The 14,989-nt window shown below is 66.7% G+C and carries 15 protein-coding genes, 1 rRNA gene and 1 riboswitch; of the genes, 4 read left to right on the plus strand and 12 right to left on the minus strand.

Features of this window, described 5'->3' with window-relative positions; all coding sequences use genetic code 11:
• Positions 1–27: 27 nt before the first annotated feature.
• The gene (locus DFO50_RS13895; RefSeq protein WP_028500257.1) at positions 28–606 is read right to left on the minus strand and encodes a HupE/UreJ family protein; all 579 of its coding nucleotides are present in this window, start codon (positions 604–606) and stop codon (positions 28–30) included.
• 251 nt (positions 607–857) lie between these two features.
• Between DFO50_RS13895 and DFO50_RS13900 the strand changes: the two genes are divergently transcribed.
• The gene (locus DFO50_RS13900; RefSeq protein WP_028500258.1) at positions 858–1,421 is read left to right on the plus strand and encodes a YIP1 family protein; all 564 of its coding nucleotides are present in this window, start codon (positions 858–860) and stop codon (positions 1,419–1,421) included.
• A gap of 31 nt (positions 1,422–1,452) precedes the next feature.
• Here DFO50_RS13900 and ribB read toward each other — a convergent pair whose 3' ends face one another.
• Both ribB and DFO50_RS13910 read right to left on the minus strand, forming a co-directional pair.
• Positions 1,453–2,115, minus strand: a complete 663-nt coding sequence (ribB, locus tag DFO50_RS13905) for a 3,4-dihydroxy-2-butanone-4-phosphate synthase (protein ID WP_028500259.1) — start codon at positions 2,113–2,115, stop codon at positions 1,453–1,455.
• Between the two features lie 158 nt (positions 2,116–2,273).
• A riboswitch (FMN riboswitch) is annotated at positions 2,274–2,437 on the minus strand.
• Between the two features lie 71 nt (positions 2,438–2,508).
• Positions 2,509–3,396: a LysR family transcriptional regulator gene (locus DFO50_RS13910; protein ID WP_107890294.1), complete on the minus strand. Its 888-nt coding sequence runs from the start codon at positions 3,394–3,396 to the stop codon at positions 2,509–2,511.
• A gap of 104 nt (positions 3,397–3,500) precedes the next feature.
• Here DFO50_RS13910 and DFO50_RS13915 point away from each other — a divergent pair, with 104 nt between their 5' ends.
• Together DFO50_RS13915 and DFO50_RS13920 are read left to right on the plus strand one after the other, a co-directional pair.
• The gene (locus DFO50_RS13915) at positions 3,501–4,700 is read left to right on the plus strand and encodes an MFS transporter (protein ID WP_107888978.1); all 1,200 of its coding nucleotides are present in this window, start codon (positions 3,501–3,503) and stop codon (positions 4,698–4,700) included.
• A 118-nt stretch (positions 4,701–4,818) separates the two neighbouring features.
• Positions 4,819–5,391 carry an antibiotic biosynthesis monooxygenase gene (locus DFO50_RS13920; protein WP_107888977.1) on the plus strand — a complete coding sequence of 191 codons (573 nt, stop codon included), beginning with the start codon at positions 4,819–4,821 and terminating at the stop codon, positions 5,389–5,391.
• A 60-nt stretch (positions 5,392–5,451) separates the two neighbouring features.
• On the opposite strand, the gene DFO50_RS13925 is transcribed toward DFO50_RS13920, so the two are convergent.
• Positions 5,452–6,645, minus strand: a complete 1,194-nt coding sequence (locus DFO50_RS13925) for an amino acid aminotransferase (RefSeq protein ID WP_107888976.1) — start codon at positions 6,643–6,645, stop codon at positions 5,452–5,454.
• A gap of 380 nt (positions 6,646–7,025) precedes the next feature.
• Between DFO50_RS13925 and DFO50_RS13930 the strand changes: the two genes are divergently transcribed.
• Complete coding sequence (locus tag DFO50_RS13930; protein WP_146745104.1) at positions 7,026–7,748, plus strand: hypothetical protein; 723 nt, start codon at positions 7,026–7,028, stop codon at positions 7,746–7,748.
• A gap of 24 nt (positions 7,749–7,772) precedes the next feature.
• On the opposite strand, the gene DFO50_RS13935 is transcribed toward DFO50_RS13930, so the two are convergent.
• From DFO50_RS13935 to rrf, 8 genes are all read right to left on the minus strand, one after another.
• Positions 7,773–9,725 (minus strand): PhoX family phosphatase, encoded by a 1,953-nt coding sequence (locus tag DFO50_RS13935; RefSeq protein ID WP_107888974.1) that lies wholly within the window; start codon positions 9,723–9,725, stop codon positions 7,773–7,775.
• A gap of 131 nt (positions 9,726–9,856) precedes the next feature.
• Positions 9,857–10,762, minus strand: a complete 906-nt coding sequence (locus DFO50_RS19895; protein ID WP_112692751.1) for an SPOR domain-containing protein — start codon at positions 10,760–10,762, stop codon at positions 9,857–9,859.
• Entirely contained in the window at positions 10,756–11,478 is a 723-nt protein-coding gene (locus tag DFO50_RS13945) for a type III pantothenate kinase (protein WP_112692752.1), read from the minus strand. Before DFO50_RS13945 ends, DFO50_RS19895 begins: the two co-directional genes overlap by 7 nt.
• Positions 11,475–12,413, minus strand: a complete 939-nt coding sequence (locus tag DFO50_RS13950) for a biotin--[acetyl-CoA-carboxylase] ligase (RefSeq protein ID WP_028500267.1) — start codon at positions 12,411–12,413, stop codon at positions 11,475–11,477. Before DFO50_RS13950 ends, DFO50_RS13945 begins: the two co-directional genes overlap by 4 nt.
• A 1-nt stretch (position 12,414) precedes the next feature.
• Positions 12,415–12,912 carry a D-glycero-beta-D-manno-heptose 1-phosphate adenylyltransferase gene (gene rfaE2, locus DFO50_RS13955; RefSeq protein WP_028500268.1) on the minus strand — a complete coding sequence of 166 codons (498 nt, stop codon included), beginning with the start codon at positions 12,910–12,912 and terminating at the stop codon, positions 12,415–12,417.
• Positions 12,909–13,745, minus strand: coding sequence for a ferritin (locus DFO50_RS13960; RefSeq protein ID WP_028500269.1), 837 nt, complete (start codon positions 13,743–13,745; stop codon positions 12,909–12,911). Before DFO50_RS13960 ends, rfaE2 begins: the two co-directional genes overlap by 4 nt.
• A gap of 65 nt (positions 13,746–13,810) precedes the next feature.
• Positions 13,811–14,575 carry a class I SAM-dependent methyltransferase gene (locus tag DFO50_RS13965; RefSeq protein ID WP_112692753.1) on the minus strand — a complete coding sequence of 255 codons (765 nt, stop codon included), beginning with the start codon at positions 14,573–14,575 and terminating at the stop codon, positions 13,811–13,813.
• 120 nt (positions 14,576–14,695) lie between these two features.
• Positions 14,696–14,811: ribosomal RNA gene (gene rrf / locus DFO50_RS13970) — 5S ribosomal RNA — on the minus strand.
• Between the last annotated feature and the right edge of the window lie 178 nt (positions 14,812–14,989).

The following is a 14,989-nucleotide window of genomic DNA, read 5'->3' on the forward strand; positions in this document are numbered from 1 at the left end:
GAAGGGGCAGGACGCTGCCCCCCGCCCTCAGCCGGCCAGCAGGCCGACGCCGGTCAGCGCAATCGCCACGCCGGCCGCACGGGCCAGCTGGGTATGCAGACCGACCCGTTGCTGACCGGCGCCGATCAGCAGCCCCGCACCGTGCAGCAGACCGGAGGCGACCACAAAGCCGGCCGCGAAGGCGATGCCGGAAGCATCGGCCGGCATTTCCAGCCCGTGTGCCATGCCGTGCAGCACGGCGAAGGCGCCAATCAGGCCCAGCGCCACGCTGCGGTGCGGGCGCAGGGCGAAAGCCACCAGCAGGCCGGTCGCCACGACCGAGGCGGCAATGCCGCTTTCCAGCCCCGGAACGGACACGCCGGACCAGCCCAGCGCGCCGCCCACGGCCAGCATCAGCATGAAGGTCAGCGGGCCCTGCCAGCGCGCCGGGCCGCCCATCTGCCATGACCACAGACCGACCGCCAGCATGGTCAGCAGGTGGTCCAGCCCCGAGAACGGGTGCAGGAAACCGCTTTCCAGCCCGCTGGCGCCATGGCCCGGGTGCGCCTGGGCGGCGGTGCTCAGCAGCAACAGGGCAACGGTCGCGAAAAGGGGAAATTTACGCATGGGTGGTGCCCTCATGGCCTGGCTTCTGCATGCTTTTGTCCTTGATCGATGAATGATGTGCCGCAATCCATTCCGGCCTGCCGGGCAGGCGAAATGGAACGGTCGGGGGGCTGCATCTATGACATAAATCGCTGCCGCGGACAATTCCGCTGGCACTTTCTCGCGAATGGCACTGGTAATTATATCGTTCTGCGATATATTTAAATGGCAGCCCTACCCTGGCTGCCCAACCCTTTTGCCGGAGCATGACCATGAACCCCCTGATGTCCGTCCGCATGCTGTGGTCTTCCCGCGCGGGATGGGATGCGCTGTCGCGCACCCACCCGTCGTCATTCCGCAGCTTTGTGCTGATTGTGCTGCCGCTGTCACTGCTGGCGTCGGCAATGATCCTGTATGCCGCCTGGTTCCATGCCGACAGCTATGGCAGCCTGGCCCCGTTCAGCTACTGGCAGGCGGTGGCGCTGACCTTCCTGCTGACCTGCTGGCTCAGCGTCCATGCCATGGCGCAGTTCATTCGCATCGCCGTGCATACCCGCCCCCGCCCGGCCTATGCCGATTGCTACCGGCTGGCCGCCATCGCGCCGATTCCGATCTGGCTGTCGTCGCTGTCGCTGCTGGTCCCGTCGCCGCTGTTCAACGTCGTGGCGGCCGTGCTTGGCCTGCTGGCGTCGGGCGGGCTGATTTTCCATGGCCTGGATGCGCTGTTCGAGCATGACGACTCGGTCCGTACCGAGGCGCTGGCACACACGGTATTCGCTGTCGGCGCCCTGGTCTGGACCCTGATCGTGGCCTTTCTGGCGATGCCGTTCTTCTGAACGGCCGTGCGCCGGGCCGGCCACGCTCCCGTCAGTTGCCCGTCAGCGAACGGCGGTAATCGGCCAGCTCGGCGATGGTCAGCACGGTCAGCCGGTGCTGGTCGGCATAGCGGGCGATCTGCTCGCCGCGCGCCATGCTGCCGTCCGGGTTCATCAGTTCGCACAGCACGGCGGCCGGGCGGAAGCCGGCCAGTACAGCCAGGTCCACCGATCCCTCGGTATGGCCGCGCCGCGCCAGCACGCCGCCCGGCACGGCCCGTAACGGAAACACATGCCCCGGCCGCGCCAGATGTTCCGGACCGGCGTCGGGCGCGGTGGCGGCACGGATGGTCGTGACCCGGTCAGCCGCGGAGACGCCGGTGCTCACGCCGTCGCGGGCTTCGATGGTCACGGTAAAGGCGGTGCTGAAACGGCTTTCGTTGCGGCTGACCATCGGCGGCAGCTGCAAGCGATCCAGCGTGTCGTCGGTCAGGCACAGGCAGACGATGCCGCTGCCGTCGCGGATCATCTGCGCCATGACCGGCACAGTCAGCGTTTCCGCCGGGATGATCAGGTCGGCCTCATTCTCGCGATCGAAATCATCCATCAGCAGGACCGGGCGACCGCGCTGCTGGTCGGCGATGGCCTGTTCGAGACGTCGGGCAAAAGGCAGGGCGCCCAGGACGGGAACCGCAATTTCTTCAAGCAATGACATGTGAAACGCTCCTCGCAATGATTTAGGGCGAAAAACGTTCCAGGGCTGGTGAACAGCCATGCGCCGTCGACGCGACCGGGCCGGCCGGACACAGGCAGCACGCCCGCAGCAGGCAGGTGCCGTCGATCCGGACCGCGCAGGCTGCGCATCCGTGCATGACTCATCTTCTTTCATCCGGACTCTGACCGTCGGCTCTGGCATTTCACCAGATCTGCTGACCCCGCACGGGTGCGGGCGCTCGCGGGCTTGTCGCGCGGTTTCCGACAGAGGAAACGCGCGGCTTACCGCCGGTGGGGAATTTCACCCCGCCCTGAAGACGCAATCGTGTCCGGACGCAACATGGCGGTGCCTCCGGACGCGTCGATTCTAGCCCTGTGGGTCAAGGGTTGGCACTCAATTTTGCGGCGCCGGCACAAAGCCGTCGCGGAACAGGGCGACAAAAGCCTGTGCCGCCGGGCTCGGGCTCCGGCTCCAGACCATGTGCACGGCGCGACACGGCGCGTCGACAATCGGCCGGCTGATCACGCCGTCAAGCTGCGCGGCACACGCTTCCGGCACCAGTGCAATCGCCAGCCCGCGACGCACGATGCGGGTAATCCAGTCCAGGCTGCCGACCTCGAAGCTGACCCGCCGCTCGACGCCGCTGCGCAAAAAAGCCTCGTCGGTCTGGCATCGCGCCGCCGAGCCGCCGGCATAGTCGACCTGCGGTTCGGCGGACAGGTGCCGCAGCGACAGACCGGGCTCGTCGCCCAGCCGATGTCCCGGCGGCAGCAGGGCGACCAGCTGCTCCCGGCACAGGGACAGGCTGCTGACACGCCCCAGTCCGGCATCGACGCTGACGCCGACAAAGGCCACATCGCAGCTGCCATCGCGAACATGGTCGAGCAGATCCCCGCTGCTGCCGGTATACAGCCGTGCCGCGACGCCAGGATGGCGCTGGTGGAAACGCGCCAGCCATTCAACCGGATCGACATTCGCCAGCGCAGAGAGCGAGCCGACCGTCAGCGTGCCACGCACTTCGCCGCTCGCAGCCGCGACCACTTCGCGTACCTGACGAACGCCATCCAGCACCTGCCGCGCCGCCGGCAGGAACGCTTCGCCGGCCGCGCTCAGGCTGACGCGGCGCGAGCTGCGTTCGAACAGCGCCACCCCCAGTTCTGCCTCCAGCCGGGCGATCTGGTGACTCAGCGCGGATTGCACGATATGGCAGCGCGCGGCGGCACGGGTAAAGTTGCGCTCTTCAGCGACGGCCACGGCACAGGCGAGTTGTTTCAGGTCCATGGCATCCATCTTAAAATCAGATTGATGCGATGAGAACAATTCATTGGCGTCATGCGATGCCGGACGTCAACAATAGGGCACCTCCTCAGCACGACAAGATTCCGATGCCGCCCCCCGCTTCCTCTCCCCGCCTGCCACCGTCGATGGTGGCACTGATGGCCGTCGCCACCGGCCTGACCGTCGCCAGCAACTACTACGCCCAGCCGCTGCTGCACACCATCGCCCGCTATTTCGACCTCAGTATTGCCAGCGCCGGCTTCCTGGTCACCACCGCCCAGCTCGGCTATTCGCTCGGACTGATGCTGCTGGTGCCGCTCGGTGACATCCTCGAACGGCGGCGGCTGATCGTCGGCATGTCGCTGCTGGTCGCCGCCGGCCTGCTGCTGACCGCCTTCGGCCGCCAGTTCTGGCTCATCCTGCTCGGCACGGCGCTGACCGGGCTGTTCTCGGTAGTCGCCCAGGTGCTGGTGCCGTATGCCGCCTCACTGGCCGCGCCATCCGAGCGCGGACGGGTGGTCGGCACCATCATGAGCGGCCTGCTGCTCGGCATCCTGCTTGCACGGACGCTGGCCGGCGCCCTGGCCGCGCTGGGCGGCTGGCAGACCGTCTACTGGGTCGCCGCCATCCTGATGAGCCTGATGGCCTTCGCCCTGTGGCGCACCCTGCCGGCGCACAGGCCGGACACCCGGCTCAGCTACCCGCGCCTGCTGGCTTCGGTGTTCCTGCTGTTTGTCGAGGAGCCGGTACTGCGACTGCGCGCCCTGCTCGGCGCCATCGTGTTCGGCGCCTTCAGTCTGCTGTGGACGCCGATGGCCTTCCTGCTCGCCCGCGCCCCGTTCCACTATTCCGATGCCACCATCGGCCTGTTCGGTCTGGCCGGGGCCGCCGGGGCGCTGGCGGCATCCCGTGCCGGGCGGCTGGCCGACGCCGGGCATGCCGGCCGCGCCACCACCTTCGGTCTGTGCTGCCTGCTGCTGTCATGGCTGCCGATCGCACAGGCCAAGAGCTCGATCGTCGCGTTCGTCATCGGCGTGCTGCTGCTCGATCTGGCGGTCCAGGCCGTGCACGTGACCAACCAGAGCGTGATCTACCGCATCCGGCCGGAGGCGCGCAGCCGTCTGACCGCCGCCTACATGACCTGCTATTTCATCGGCGGCGCACTGGGCTCGGTCACCTCGACCGCCATCTACATGGTCGCCGACTGGACCGGTGTCATGATCGCCGGTGCCGTCCTGACCCTGACCGGGCTGGTCATCTGGTGGTTCAGCACCGAACGGAAAGTGATCGACCGCCACGCGGCCTGATGCCCGGCCCGGCATGTTCCTTGCTATCTTCCTGCCTGTGCCGGCCCCGAACGGGGGCCGGCCGGATGCGCCCCCCACCACCCCGGGCAGGCGCAGACCGATGCCAAGGAGATCCCCCATGCCAGCCCCCTCTTCCCCCGTCACCCTGCTGGTGACTCGCCGGATTGCACCGGAACGCCATGACGACTTCGTTGCCTGGATGCAGCGCGGCCAGCAACTGGCGGCACAGTTTGCCGGCTATCTCGGTTCCGGTACCCTCGCCCCGGCCCCCGGCGACGACAACCATCAGATCGTATTCCGCTTCAGCGACGATGCCAGTCTGGCGCGCTGGGCCGACTCCCCCGAACGACGCGACTGGTTGCGCCAAGGCACCGGACTGGTGCACGCCAGCCAGGTCCATGAGGCGCGCGGGCTCGATCATGGCTTCGCGGTCGCGCCGCCGCCTCGCTGGAAGCAGGCGGTCACCATCTGGCTGGTGTTTTTCCCGGTCTCGCTGGCATTCACGCTGCTGTTCGGCGCCTCGCTGGCCTCGCTGCCGGTCGTGCTGCGCGTGCTGGCCAGTACACTGATGCTGACACCGGTCATGGTGTTCGTCTTTATCCCGTTCGGCACCCGATTACTGCATCGCTGGCTGCACCCGGACACCCAGCGGCCCCGTATCATGCCGCAAACGCTGCCCCCGGCCTCCTGACCCGCAAACGAAAACGCCGCATCCCGGCCGGAAGCGGCGTTTTCAATCGGGCGAGGCGGATCAGGCCAGTACGGCCGCCATGGCCGACGCGACGTAGTCGACATTGCGCGAGTTCAGCCCGGCCACGCAAATGCGGCCGGAGCGAACCAGATAGACGCCAAACTCTTCACGCAGGCGATCGACCTGGGCCGGGGTCAGCCCGGTGTAGCTGAACATCCCGCGTTGCGACAGGAAATAGCTGAAATCACGGCCCGGCACCCTGGCCGTCAGCACATCGAACAGCGACTGGCGCATGGCCTTGATGCGTTCCCGCATCCCGGCCACTTCACCTTCCCATTCCGCCCGCAGTCCCGGGTCAAGCATCACCCGCGCCGCGACCTTGGCGCCGTGGGTGTTCGGACTGGAGTAGTTGCGACGCACGGTGAATTTCAGCTGGCCGAGCACCACGGCGGCTTCGTCACGGTCACGGCAGACCACGGACAGCCCGCCACAGCGTTCGCCGTAGTAGGACAGGTTCTTCGAGAACGAATTGCTTACAAAGTAGCTGACACCAGCCTCGGCCAGTGCGCGAATGGCGAACGCATCCTGCTCCAGCCCGTCGCCGAAGCCCTGATAGGCGATGTCGAGGAACGGCACCAGCTCACGGTCGCGCAGTACCGGAATCAGGCGCGTCCATTGCTCGCGCGACAGGTCGACGCCGGTCGGGTTGTGGCAGCACGGATGCAGCAGCACGATGCTGCGCGCCGGCAGGGCTTCCAGCGCGGCCAGCATGGCATCGAAACGCACGCCGCCGGTAGCCGCGTCGTAGTACGGATAGGTGTTCACCACCATGCCGGCACCTTCGAAGATGGCGCGGTGATTGTCCCAGGTCGGGTCACTGACCCAGACGCCGCTGTCGGGGAAGTAGCGCTTGAGGAAATCAGCGCCGATCTTCAGCGCGCCGGACGCACCGATGGTCTGGATGGTGGCGACCCGGCCGTCGCGCAGCACCGCGCTGTCGCTGCCGAACAGCAGGCCCTGGACGGCGGTGCGGTACTCGGCCAGCCCTTCCATCGGCAGGTACGGGCGCGGGCCGGTCTCGCCGGCATGGGCCGCTTCGGCCTTCCTGACCGATGGCAGCAACGGAATGCGGCCTTCTTCGTCGTAGTACAGGCCGATGCCCAGATTGACCTTGGTCGGTCTCGGGTCCTGGTGGAATTTTTCGACGAGCGTCAGGATCGGGTCGCCGGGATAGGCGTCAACGTGTTCGAACATGGTCGGAATGCTCTGCTGGGTGTGAAAACGGGTTTGGCGCCGGGCGGTGTTTGCGGAGGGCTCCGCGTCCGGTCGTCGATCAACCTAACATTGCCACCGATCGGCGCAAAAAACCATCATCAGTCATCGACCTGTCCCGCCATGGCAGTGCCCGCCTGCCGCATCGAGCCGTCATGCCGTTACCGGTACCCGCCTGCCGGGCAGGATGCCTGTGTCGTGAAAAGTGGTGGAAAGGCTGACAGCGGCACCGCCGCCGTGTAGCGTGTGGCCCGGCGTTCCGTGTTCTCTTTCCGGTTCGCCAGCCATCCGGATTTCCGCAGCGGCGCACACCGGCCCGATTCGGTCCCCGCCGTTGCCCCAACGTTCCAGGAGAGACCCTCATGCGACCCATGCTCCGGCTTGCCGCCGCAGTACTGGCCCTCGGCCTTGCCGCCTGCCAGACGCCTCCCCGCACACCGGCCGCTTCTGCCAGTGCCCGCCCGCTGCCGTCAGCAGCCGCCGACACGCGCATCGACCAGCCTCGCGATCAGGCCGAGCTGCTGGCAGTCATCGCCCAGCACCACCAGGATGTCATCGACGCCTCGGTCATGCTGTTTCCCCGCGTCCGCTCACCGGTCTGGAAGGCCTATCTGAGCGACACCATCAAGACCCAGGCCAATGAACTTCGCCAGGTCCGCGCACTGCAGGAACAGCTCGGCGGCACCCCGCGCGAAGTGGCCGCCCGGCCGTTTCCCGACTTGCTGAGCGGTAGCGTGACCGACGCCACCACCCGCTACCAGCAGGCCAAGGACGCGCGGGACGACGTGCTGCGTCAGCAACTGGCCGCCGGCAACCAGCTCGCCGCCGGTCCGCAGCTTGCCGGTCTGGTCGACAAGCTGTCGACCCGCCTGCCGGATGAACCGGCCCGCCTGGCCCGGCTCGCCGACGAGGACCCGACCCGCGCGCCGGCCGCCACCCGGGCCGGCAGACACGCCGACAGCGCCAGACATGGCTCCGCCCGCAAGCATCAGGCCGGCAGCAGGAAGGCCCATGCCAGTGCCGGCAAGAAGAGCAGCAAGGCCAGCGCAACCCGGTCTTCTTCGAAGAAGAAGCACAAGAAGTAGGTCGCGCCCGGCCTCCGGACCCGGTCAGACGCCGATGACGCCACCGTCGCGGCGGCGGATCACCACGGTCGCCGAACGCGGCCGGCCGCCGGCATCGCCGTCCGGCCAGCTCGACACCGCCTTCGGCTGCGCCGGGTCCGAACGCTCGCTGGACGTTTCGCCCGGGTGCTGGATATTGACGAACAGGGTGCGGTTGTCCGGCGTGAACGCCAGGCCGGTGATTTCGCAGCCGTTCGGACCAGTCAGGAAGCGGCGCACCTGACCGGTCTCCGGCAGGGTCGCCAGCATCTGGTTGTTGCCCATGTTCGCGTATTCCTTCTGGTTCAGCGTGCTGGTCGACACGTCGGTCTGAATCCACAGGATGCCGTTGCTGCTGAACTTCAGCCCGTCCGGGCTGCCGAACGCGTCGCCATTGACCGTGCCCTTGCTGGCGCCGTCCAGCGTCGGATTGCCGGCCAGCGCGAACAGATCCCACTTGAAGCTGTCGCTGGTCGGATCATTGCCGGCTTCCTGCCAGCGGATGATGTGGCCGAAGATATTCTTCGCACGCGGATTGGCCGCGTCGGTGCCCGGCTTGCCATCGGTGCCGCGCTCGCTGTTGTTGGTCAGCGTGCAGTACAGCTCCCACGGACGCTCCGGATGGACGGCAATCCACTCCGGACGGTCCATTTTGGTCGCCCCGACCTTGTCGGCAGCGCGGCGGGTGTGGATCAGCACCTCGGCCTGATCGCGGAAGCCGTTGTCGGCGGTCAGCCCGTGCTGGCCATGCACCAGCGGCAGCCAGCGCCCGCCGTTGTCATCGTCGAAGCGGGCGACATACAGCGTGCCCTGATCGAGCAGGGTGCGGTTGGCCTTGCGGTCGTGCGGCTTGTACTTGCCGCTGGACACGAATTTGTAGATGTACTCGAAGCGCTGGTCGTCACCCATGTACACCACCACCCGGCCGTCCGGCGCCAGCGAGACCGTCGCGCCCTCATGCTTGACCCGGCCGAGCGCGGTCCGCTTCACCGGCCGGGACTTCGCGTCGTACGGATCGATTTCCACCACCCAGCCGAAGCGGTACGGCTCGTTCGGCGTCACCTGGCGGTCGAAGCGGAAGTCGCGTTCGCTCCAGCGGTAGCCGGCATCCTGCGCCTTGATGCCGTAGCGCTTGTCGTCCTCGGTCAGGGTGCCGTTGTTGGCGAAGAAATCGCTCCAGTTCTCCTCGCAGGTCAGATAGGTGCCCCACGGCGTCTGCCCATTGGCACAGTTGTTGAACGTGCCGAGTACGGTCGTGCCTTTCGGATCGGCCTCGGTCCGCATCAGCGCATGGCCGCGCGCCGGACCGGCGATGTCACAGGGTGTCTGCGCGGTAATGCGCCGGGCGAACGACGACGGGCGTACCACCCGCCAGTTGTCGCCGGCATGCTCGACTTCGATCACCGACACGCCAACGGCGGCCTGGGCCTTGGCCACTTTGGCCTCGCTCCAGTCTTTCATGCCGTCAGGATGAAGCAGCCCGTCGTCGATATATTCGTGGTTGATTGCCAGCAGGCCGCGGCGCGAGCTCTGCGCACCGAACGGCAGCGCAAAGTACGCCATGCCGTCGTGGTGCATGCCGGCCTGCACCGCCTGCTCGGCGGCGGTATTGCTGGCATCAGGCTTGAAGGCCGGCATCCGGCCCCGGATGCCGGTCGGGTCACCCCAGGCGTACAGCACCTCGGCCGTATAGCCGTCCGGCACCACCACGCTGTCGCGCACGGCGATCGGTACCGGCTCGAAGGCCAGCGCCACCGCTCTGGCGACCGGGGCCGGCGTGGCCGCCTCCGCGAGGCCGGCCAGCGGCGCGAACAAGGGCGAGAACAGGCCGGCGGCCACCGCGCCGGCGCCGCCCTTCAGCAGGCTGCGACGCGACAGTTGCGCGCTGACCAGGTCGGAAAAAGCGCGGTTATCGCTGGAATTGACGATGCTGTCGTCGGTCTTGATCAGTTTGCTCACGGCGCACGATTTCAGGTCATGGAAATGACCGCCACGCTATCGTCATGACATGACTGCACAGTGAAAAACCGATGAACAAATGATGACGGCCGGTCATTGACCGGCCGTTGGGCGAAACCGCAATCGCGGTTCTACTGGCAGCGACGCGTCTGCAGGCTGGCCTTTGGCCACTGCCCGGCGATCTTGCGCACCGCGCCGGCTTCGGCCGGTTCCAGCCCGTCGAGCAGGAATCGGGTCTGCTTGATGCCCTTGCCGCGCGACTCGATGTCGGCACCGGTAATGCCGGCAGCGCTCAGCTTGGCGACAAAGGCCCTGGCCGCGCTTTCCTGGCTGAACAGCCCGAGCGACAGCGCATTCTTGTTCGGTTCGTTGGCAACGACGTAATTGTCGAAACCCTTGCCCTTCAGTTCGAGCGAGCGGGTATTGGCGGCGGCGCGATCGGCAGCCGGCGGCAGGTACACCCAGTGCTTGCCGGTCGGACGGCCCCCGGTCTCGCTGACGCTTTCCTTCGCCTTCAGGCCCTGCTTGCCGAGTGCGGCGCGTACCGATGCCACATCCTGCTCACCGAAGGCACCCAGCGCCAGACACACCCGGGGAACGGCCGGCTTGCTGTCGGCGGTTTTCTCCGCCTTCGCGGCCGGTTTGTCCGCAGGTTTCTCAACCGGCTTGTCAGCCACCTTGCCGGCCGTGGCCGGTTTCTCGGCTGGTTTCTCGGCCGCTTTGTCTGCCGGCTTGTCAGTCCCGCTGGCGACAGGGGCGTCAGCCGGTTTGTCGGCAGCTTTCCCGGCCGGGGTATCCGCCGGGAAAGCTGCGGCGGCCTCACCCGTCTTCGCCGTATCGGCCGGTGCCGGGCCGGCATCGGCCGTCGGTTTCGCGCTGGCCAGCACGACCTCGGCCTCGCTGGGCGCGAGCCGGCTCGCCTGATGGGCATTGAATTCGTACGGGGCGGTATACACCTCGTGCGGCATTTCGAGCGAAATCACCGTCGCCGCGACCAGGTTGGCCACGACCAGTGAGGCAAAAATCCATTTCAACATAGCGGTTGGGCGACCAGTGCCAGTCCGGAAAGAACCAGATTATCCACAATCGCCGCCGGTACGGCGAGATGAGACATCAGCATCATGCCATCCCCCCCGCCAATCAGGATGCGGACCGGGCGGCCAAGGTCGGCGGAAAAGCGTGCGGCGCGGCGTTCCACCGGCGCCACCAGCGCATCAATGCAGCCGGACAGGATCGCATCGGCGGTCTGCTGCGGATAGGTGGCGTAGTCCCCTTCCGGGTAGCCAAGCCGGGCAGTTCCCCGCGCCAGGCTCTGCCGCATCAGCGCAAATCCGGGGGCAATGGTGCCGCCGCGAAACATGCCGTCGCGGTCCAGGCAGTCGAGGGTCAGCGCGGTGCCGGCACTGACCACCAGCAGGTCACCGCCGGGCTCATGGTGGGCACCGATCAGTGCTGCCCAGCGGTCCGCGCCCAGCCGGGCCGGATCACGGTAGCCATTGCGCACGCCGGCCCGCTCCGCCGTCGGCTGCAGCCACTCGACCGGCAGTCCGACCAGCGCGGCGATGGCGCTGTTGTCGGCCGGCGAGGCCACGCTGGCGCCGACGACCCGTTGCGGCGGCGTCTGCGCCACAGCCAGCCCCAGCGGGGTCAGATCGTCATGCGGGCAGGCGTGTACCGGCCCGGGACGTCCGTCAGCACCGAGCCAGGCCCATTTGACCCGGGTATTGCCGGCATCGATCAGCAGCGTGCTCATGCCATCCTCAGGCTGACATCGCCGGCATGCACCACAATGTCTCCGCTGGCGGTGCGTACCCGCAGCGCACCGGTTGCGTCGACGCCGATCGCGATGCCATGCACGATATTCCCGTCCGGCTGATGCACGGCAATTGCCTGTCCCTGCCAGGCGAACAGCCGCTGCCATTCGTCGCGCAGCGCATCGAAGCCTTCGCGGGCGAACAGGTCCAGCACGTCACCGAGTTCGGCCAGCAGCCGTCCGGCGATCGCGTTGCGGCCAAGTTCCGGCCGGATGCTGCGCGTGCCGGTCACCGGCTGGTCGACGACGGCCGGCGGCGTCAGATTGATGCCGATGCCGATCACCACCGCCGTCGGGCCCAGACTGTCGCCGGCCAGTTCGATCAGGATGCCGGCCAGCTTTCGCCCGTCCATCAGCACGTCGTTCGGCCACTTGAGCGCCACCGGCAGCCCGAAATGGGCCAGTGCCCGCACGATGGCCACCCCGACCGCCAGCGACAGGCCGGACAGGCGACCTATGCCGCCCTCGAAGCGCCACAGGGCGGAAAAGGTCAGCGACTCGCCGACCCGCGCCTGCCAGCGACGGCCGCGGCGGCCGCGGCCGGCAGTCTGGACTTCGGCAAACAGCGCCAGCCCGCCCGGGCAGCCGTTGCCGGCCCGGGTCAGCAGGGCGGTATTGGTCGAATCGATTTCGTCGGCAATCTCGACATTCCAGCCACCGCCGGCCAGCGCGGAGATGGTGCGGGCATCGCACCATTCGATCGCCGGCGTCAGCCGGTAGCCACGGCCGCGTACATGCTGCAGCGTCAGCCCGTAGTCACGTTCCAGGGTCTGCACCAGTTGCCACACGTGCGAACGCGAGCGGCCCAGTTGCGTGGCCAGCACTTCGCCGGAATGGAATTGCCCGTCGCCGAGCGTGCGCAGCAATGCAAACATGTCAGCGTCCCTGCGTATCGCGAATGCGGGCGAGGGTGGCCGTGGTGGAAGTGGCGTGCAGGAACGGTATCGAGTGCACCTGTCCGCCACGGGCCAGCACCTCGCGGCTGCCGACAATGCGGTCAGGAGTCCAGTCGCCGCCCTTGACCAGCACGTCCGGGCGGACCAGCCCGATCAGATCGGCCGGCGTGTCGCTGTCGAACCAGGTCACCAGGTCGACGCAGGCCAGCGCGGCCATTACTGCCGCGCGGTTCTCCAGTGCATTGACCGGGCGGTCGTCGCCCTTGCCCTGCCGTCGCACCGAGGCATCGGTATTCAGCGCGACAATCAGTGCCTGCCCAAGCGCACGCGCCTGGGCCAGGTAGGTCACATGGCCGCGGTGAAGAATGTCGAAACAGCCGTTGGTAAAGACCAGCGGCCTCGGCATGGTGTCCAGCCGGGCGGCAAGCGCCTCCGGCGGACAGATTTTCTGCTCGAAATCAGGTAATGGATAGTTCATGCGGCTGGGCTTGCGCCGAGCGTTTTGCGGTAGCGATTGAGGGCCTGCACCGTGTCCAGCTCGACGCCGAATAGACTCGACAAGTTGCGCAGGATACCACCGACCACGCGCTGCTCCCATTCGCTGCCGAAACGGATCTTCTGCGTCAGCCAGTCTTCGAGCCAGTCCGGGTCCGGCAACCGGCTCTGCACCGTATCGTTCGGGAACAGCGACTGGTTCACGTGCAGGTTGGTCGGGTGCAGCGGCTTGCCGGCACGGGCCGAGGCCGCCATCAGCATGCCGATTTTGGCGAAGGCAGTACGGGCTTCGTCACCATGCTGCTCGATCGCCCGCTTCATGTATTTCAGATAGGCGCCGCCATGGCGCGCTTCGTCATGTGACAGGGTGCGGTAGATATGCTTGATCACCGGTTCCGAGTGCCATTCGGATGCACAGCGGTACCACTGGGTCAGCCGGAGTTCGCCGCAGAAGTGCAGCATCAGCGTCTCCAGCTTCGGGGCCGGATCGAACTCGAAGCGCACCGCATGCAGTTCGGCCTCGGTCGGCACCAGTTCGGGACGGAAGCGACGCAGGTACTCCATCAGCACCAGCGAGTGCTTCTGTTCCTCGTAGAACCAGATCGACATGAAAGCGGAAAAGTCGCTGTCATCCTTGTTGTCGCGCAGGAACATCTCGGTCGCCGGCAGCGCCGACCATTCGGTGATGGCATTCATCCGGACGGTCTGCGCCTGCTCGTCGGTCAGCTTGTCGGCGTCGAATTCCTCCCACGGAATGTCGGTCGCCATGTTCCAGCGTGCTTTTTCCAACTGGGCATACAGCTCGGGGTACAGCATCTGAGACTCCATATAGTCGAGTATTCGCTCTATTCTACCGGACATGAGACATTATTTGACTTACATCAAACAAGGTTCATTCCCTTTCGCCCGACCCGCAACTTCAGCGGCCAGCGCAGGCGGCGCGTTTCGTCGTCCGGCCACAGCCGTGCCAGCGCCGGGACGATCGCTGCGCGCGGATCGCGGCCGGTCGCTTCCCCGGCCAGACGGGTGGCAGACCAGCTGCCCAGGTAACCGAGCAGCTGGGCGCGGCTCCAGTCGGCCTCCAGCGTGAATGCGGGTGCCGGCAGCTCGGCAAACGGCCAGTCCAGCGTGGCATAGCCCTGTTCGACCCAGGCCCGCTGCGGTGGCCAGTAGGCGCCGACCACATCGTGATAATAAGTCTCCAGCACCAGATCGAGCGCGGCATCGTCGCTGGCGAACTGCTGGTAGCACCAGGCAGCGATCAGCCCGCCAGGCCGCAGCACGCGCCAGGCTTCGGCAAAGAAGCGCGGATGGTCGAACCAGTGCAGGGCCTGGGCCACGGTCAGCAGATCCACACTGTCGTCCGCCGCCGACAGCTGCTCGGCCGGTTCACAGCGCGTTTCCACATTTGCCCACGCCGGCATGCGGGCCAGTTGTCCGGCGCTGGCATCACTGGCCAGTACCCGCTCGAAGCGGTCCACCAGCCCGGCCACCGCCTGGCCGTTGCCGGTCGCCACATCGAGCGCCAGCCGGCGAGAGTCGACCGCAGCCGCCAGCCAGTCGAACAGGGCATCCGGATAGCGCGGCCGGAAGTCGGCATAGGCATCGGCCACGGCAGAGAAATGATCGGGAAAGGATGAGCTCATCGGTACCGCCTCCTGTCAGGCATACACCCGGACACTAGCATAGCCCCGATGTCGGTCCCGTGAACGGGGCCACAAATGAAGAAACCCCTTCGTACTCGGTACGAAGGGGTTCGGCAGGGGGTCCGGCAGTGACCTACTTTCGCATGGGCAAGTGCCACACTATCATCGGCGCAAAGCAGTTTCACGGTCCTGTTCGGGATGGGAAGGGGTGGTGCCCGCTCGCTATGGCCGCCGGAAAAGACGGTTGGCTGCCGGGACATGTCCCCACAGCCTGAATCATGCTGGATAAAAGAAGCCCTCCGTGCATGGCACGGAGGGGTTCAGTATAGGACCTGGCGGTGACCTACTTTCGCATGGGCAAGTGCCACACTATCATCGGCGCAAAGCAGTTTCACGGTCCTGTTCGGGATGGGA

This window comes from Microvirgula sp. AG722, from assembly GCF_003269145.1.
GTDB lineage: Bacteria > Pseudomonadota > Gammaproteobacteria > Burkholderiales > Aquaspirillaceae > Microvirgula > Microvirgula aerodenitrificans.

Coding starts and splice junctions, on each gene's coding strand:
- DFO50_RS13945 (WP_112692752.1), bottom strand. CDS start 11,478: ATGAGCACGCTGCTGATCGATGCCGGCAATACCCGGGTCAAATGGGCC.
- DFO50_RS13900 (WP_028500258.1), top strand. CDS start 858: ATGAACCCCCTGATGTCCGTCCGCATGCTGTGGTCTTCCCGCGCGGGA.
- DFO50_RS13910 (WP_107890294.1), bottom strand. CDS start 3,396: ATGGACCTGAAACAACTCGCCTGTGCCGTGGCCGTCGCTGAAGAGCGC.
- DFO50_RS13895 (WP_028500257.1), bottom strand. CDS start 606: ATGCGTAAATTTCCCCTTTTCGCGACCGTTGCCCTGTTGCTGCTGAGC.
- DFO50_RS13950 (WP_028500267.1), bottom strand. CDS start 12,413: ATGTTTGCATTGCTGCGCACGCTCGGCGACGGGCAATTCCATTCCGGC.
- DFO50_RS13960 (WP_028500269.1), bottom strand. CDS start 13,745: ATGCTGTACCCCGAGCTGTATGCCCAGTTGGAAAAAGCACGCTGGAAC.
- DFO50_RS13930 (WP_146745104.1), top strand. CDS start 7,026: ATGCGACCCATGCTCCGGCTTGCCGCCGCAGTACTGGCCCTCGGCCTT.
- ribB (WP_028500259.1), bottom strand. CDS start 2,115: ATGTCATTGCTTGAAGAAATTGCGGTTCCCGTCCTGGGCGCCCTGCCT.
- DFO50_RS13925 (WP_107888976.1), bottom strand. CDS start 6,645: ATGTTCGAACACGTTGACGCCTATCCCGGCGACCCGATCCTGACGCTC.
- DFO50_RS13965 (WP_112692753.1), bottom strand. CDS start 14,575: ATGAGCTCATCCTTTCCCGATCATTTCTCTGCCGTGGCCGATGCCTAT.
- DFO50_RS13920 (WP_107888977.1), top strand. CDS start 4,819: ATGCCAGCCCCCTCTTCCCCCGTCACCCTGCTGGTGACTCGCCGGATT.
- DFO50_RS13915 (WP_107888978.1), top strand. CDS start 3,501: ATGCCGCCCCCCGCTTCCTCTCCCCGCCTGCCACCGTCGATGGTGGCA.
- rfaE2 (WP_028500268.1), bottom strand. CDS start 12,912: ATGAACTATCCATTACCTGATTTCGAGCAGAAAATCTGTCCGCCGGAG.
- DFO50_RS19895 (WP_112692751.1), bottom strand. CDS start 10,762: ATGTTGAAATGGATTTTTGCCTCACTGGTCGTGGCCAACCTGGTCGCG.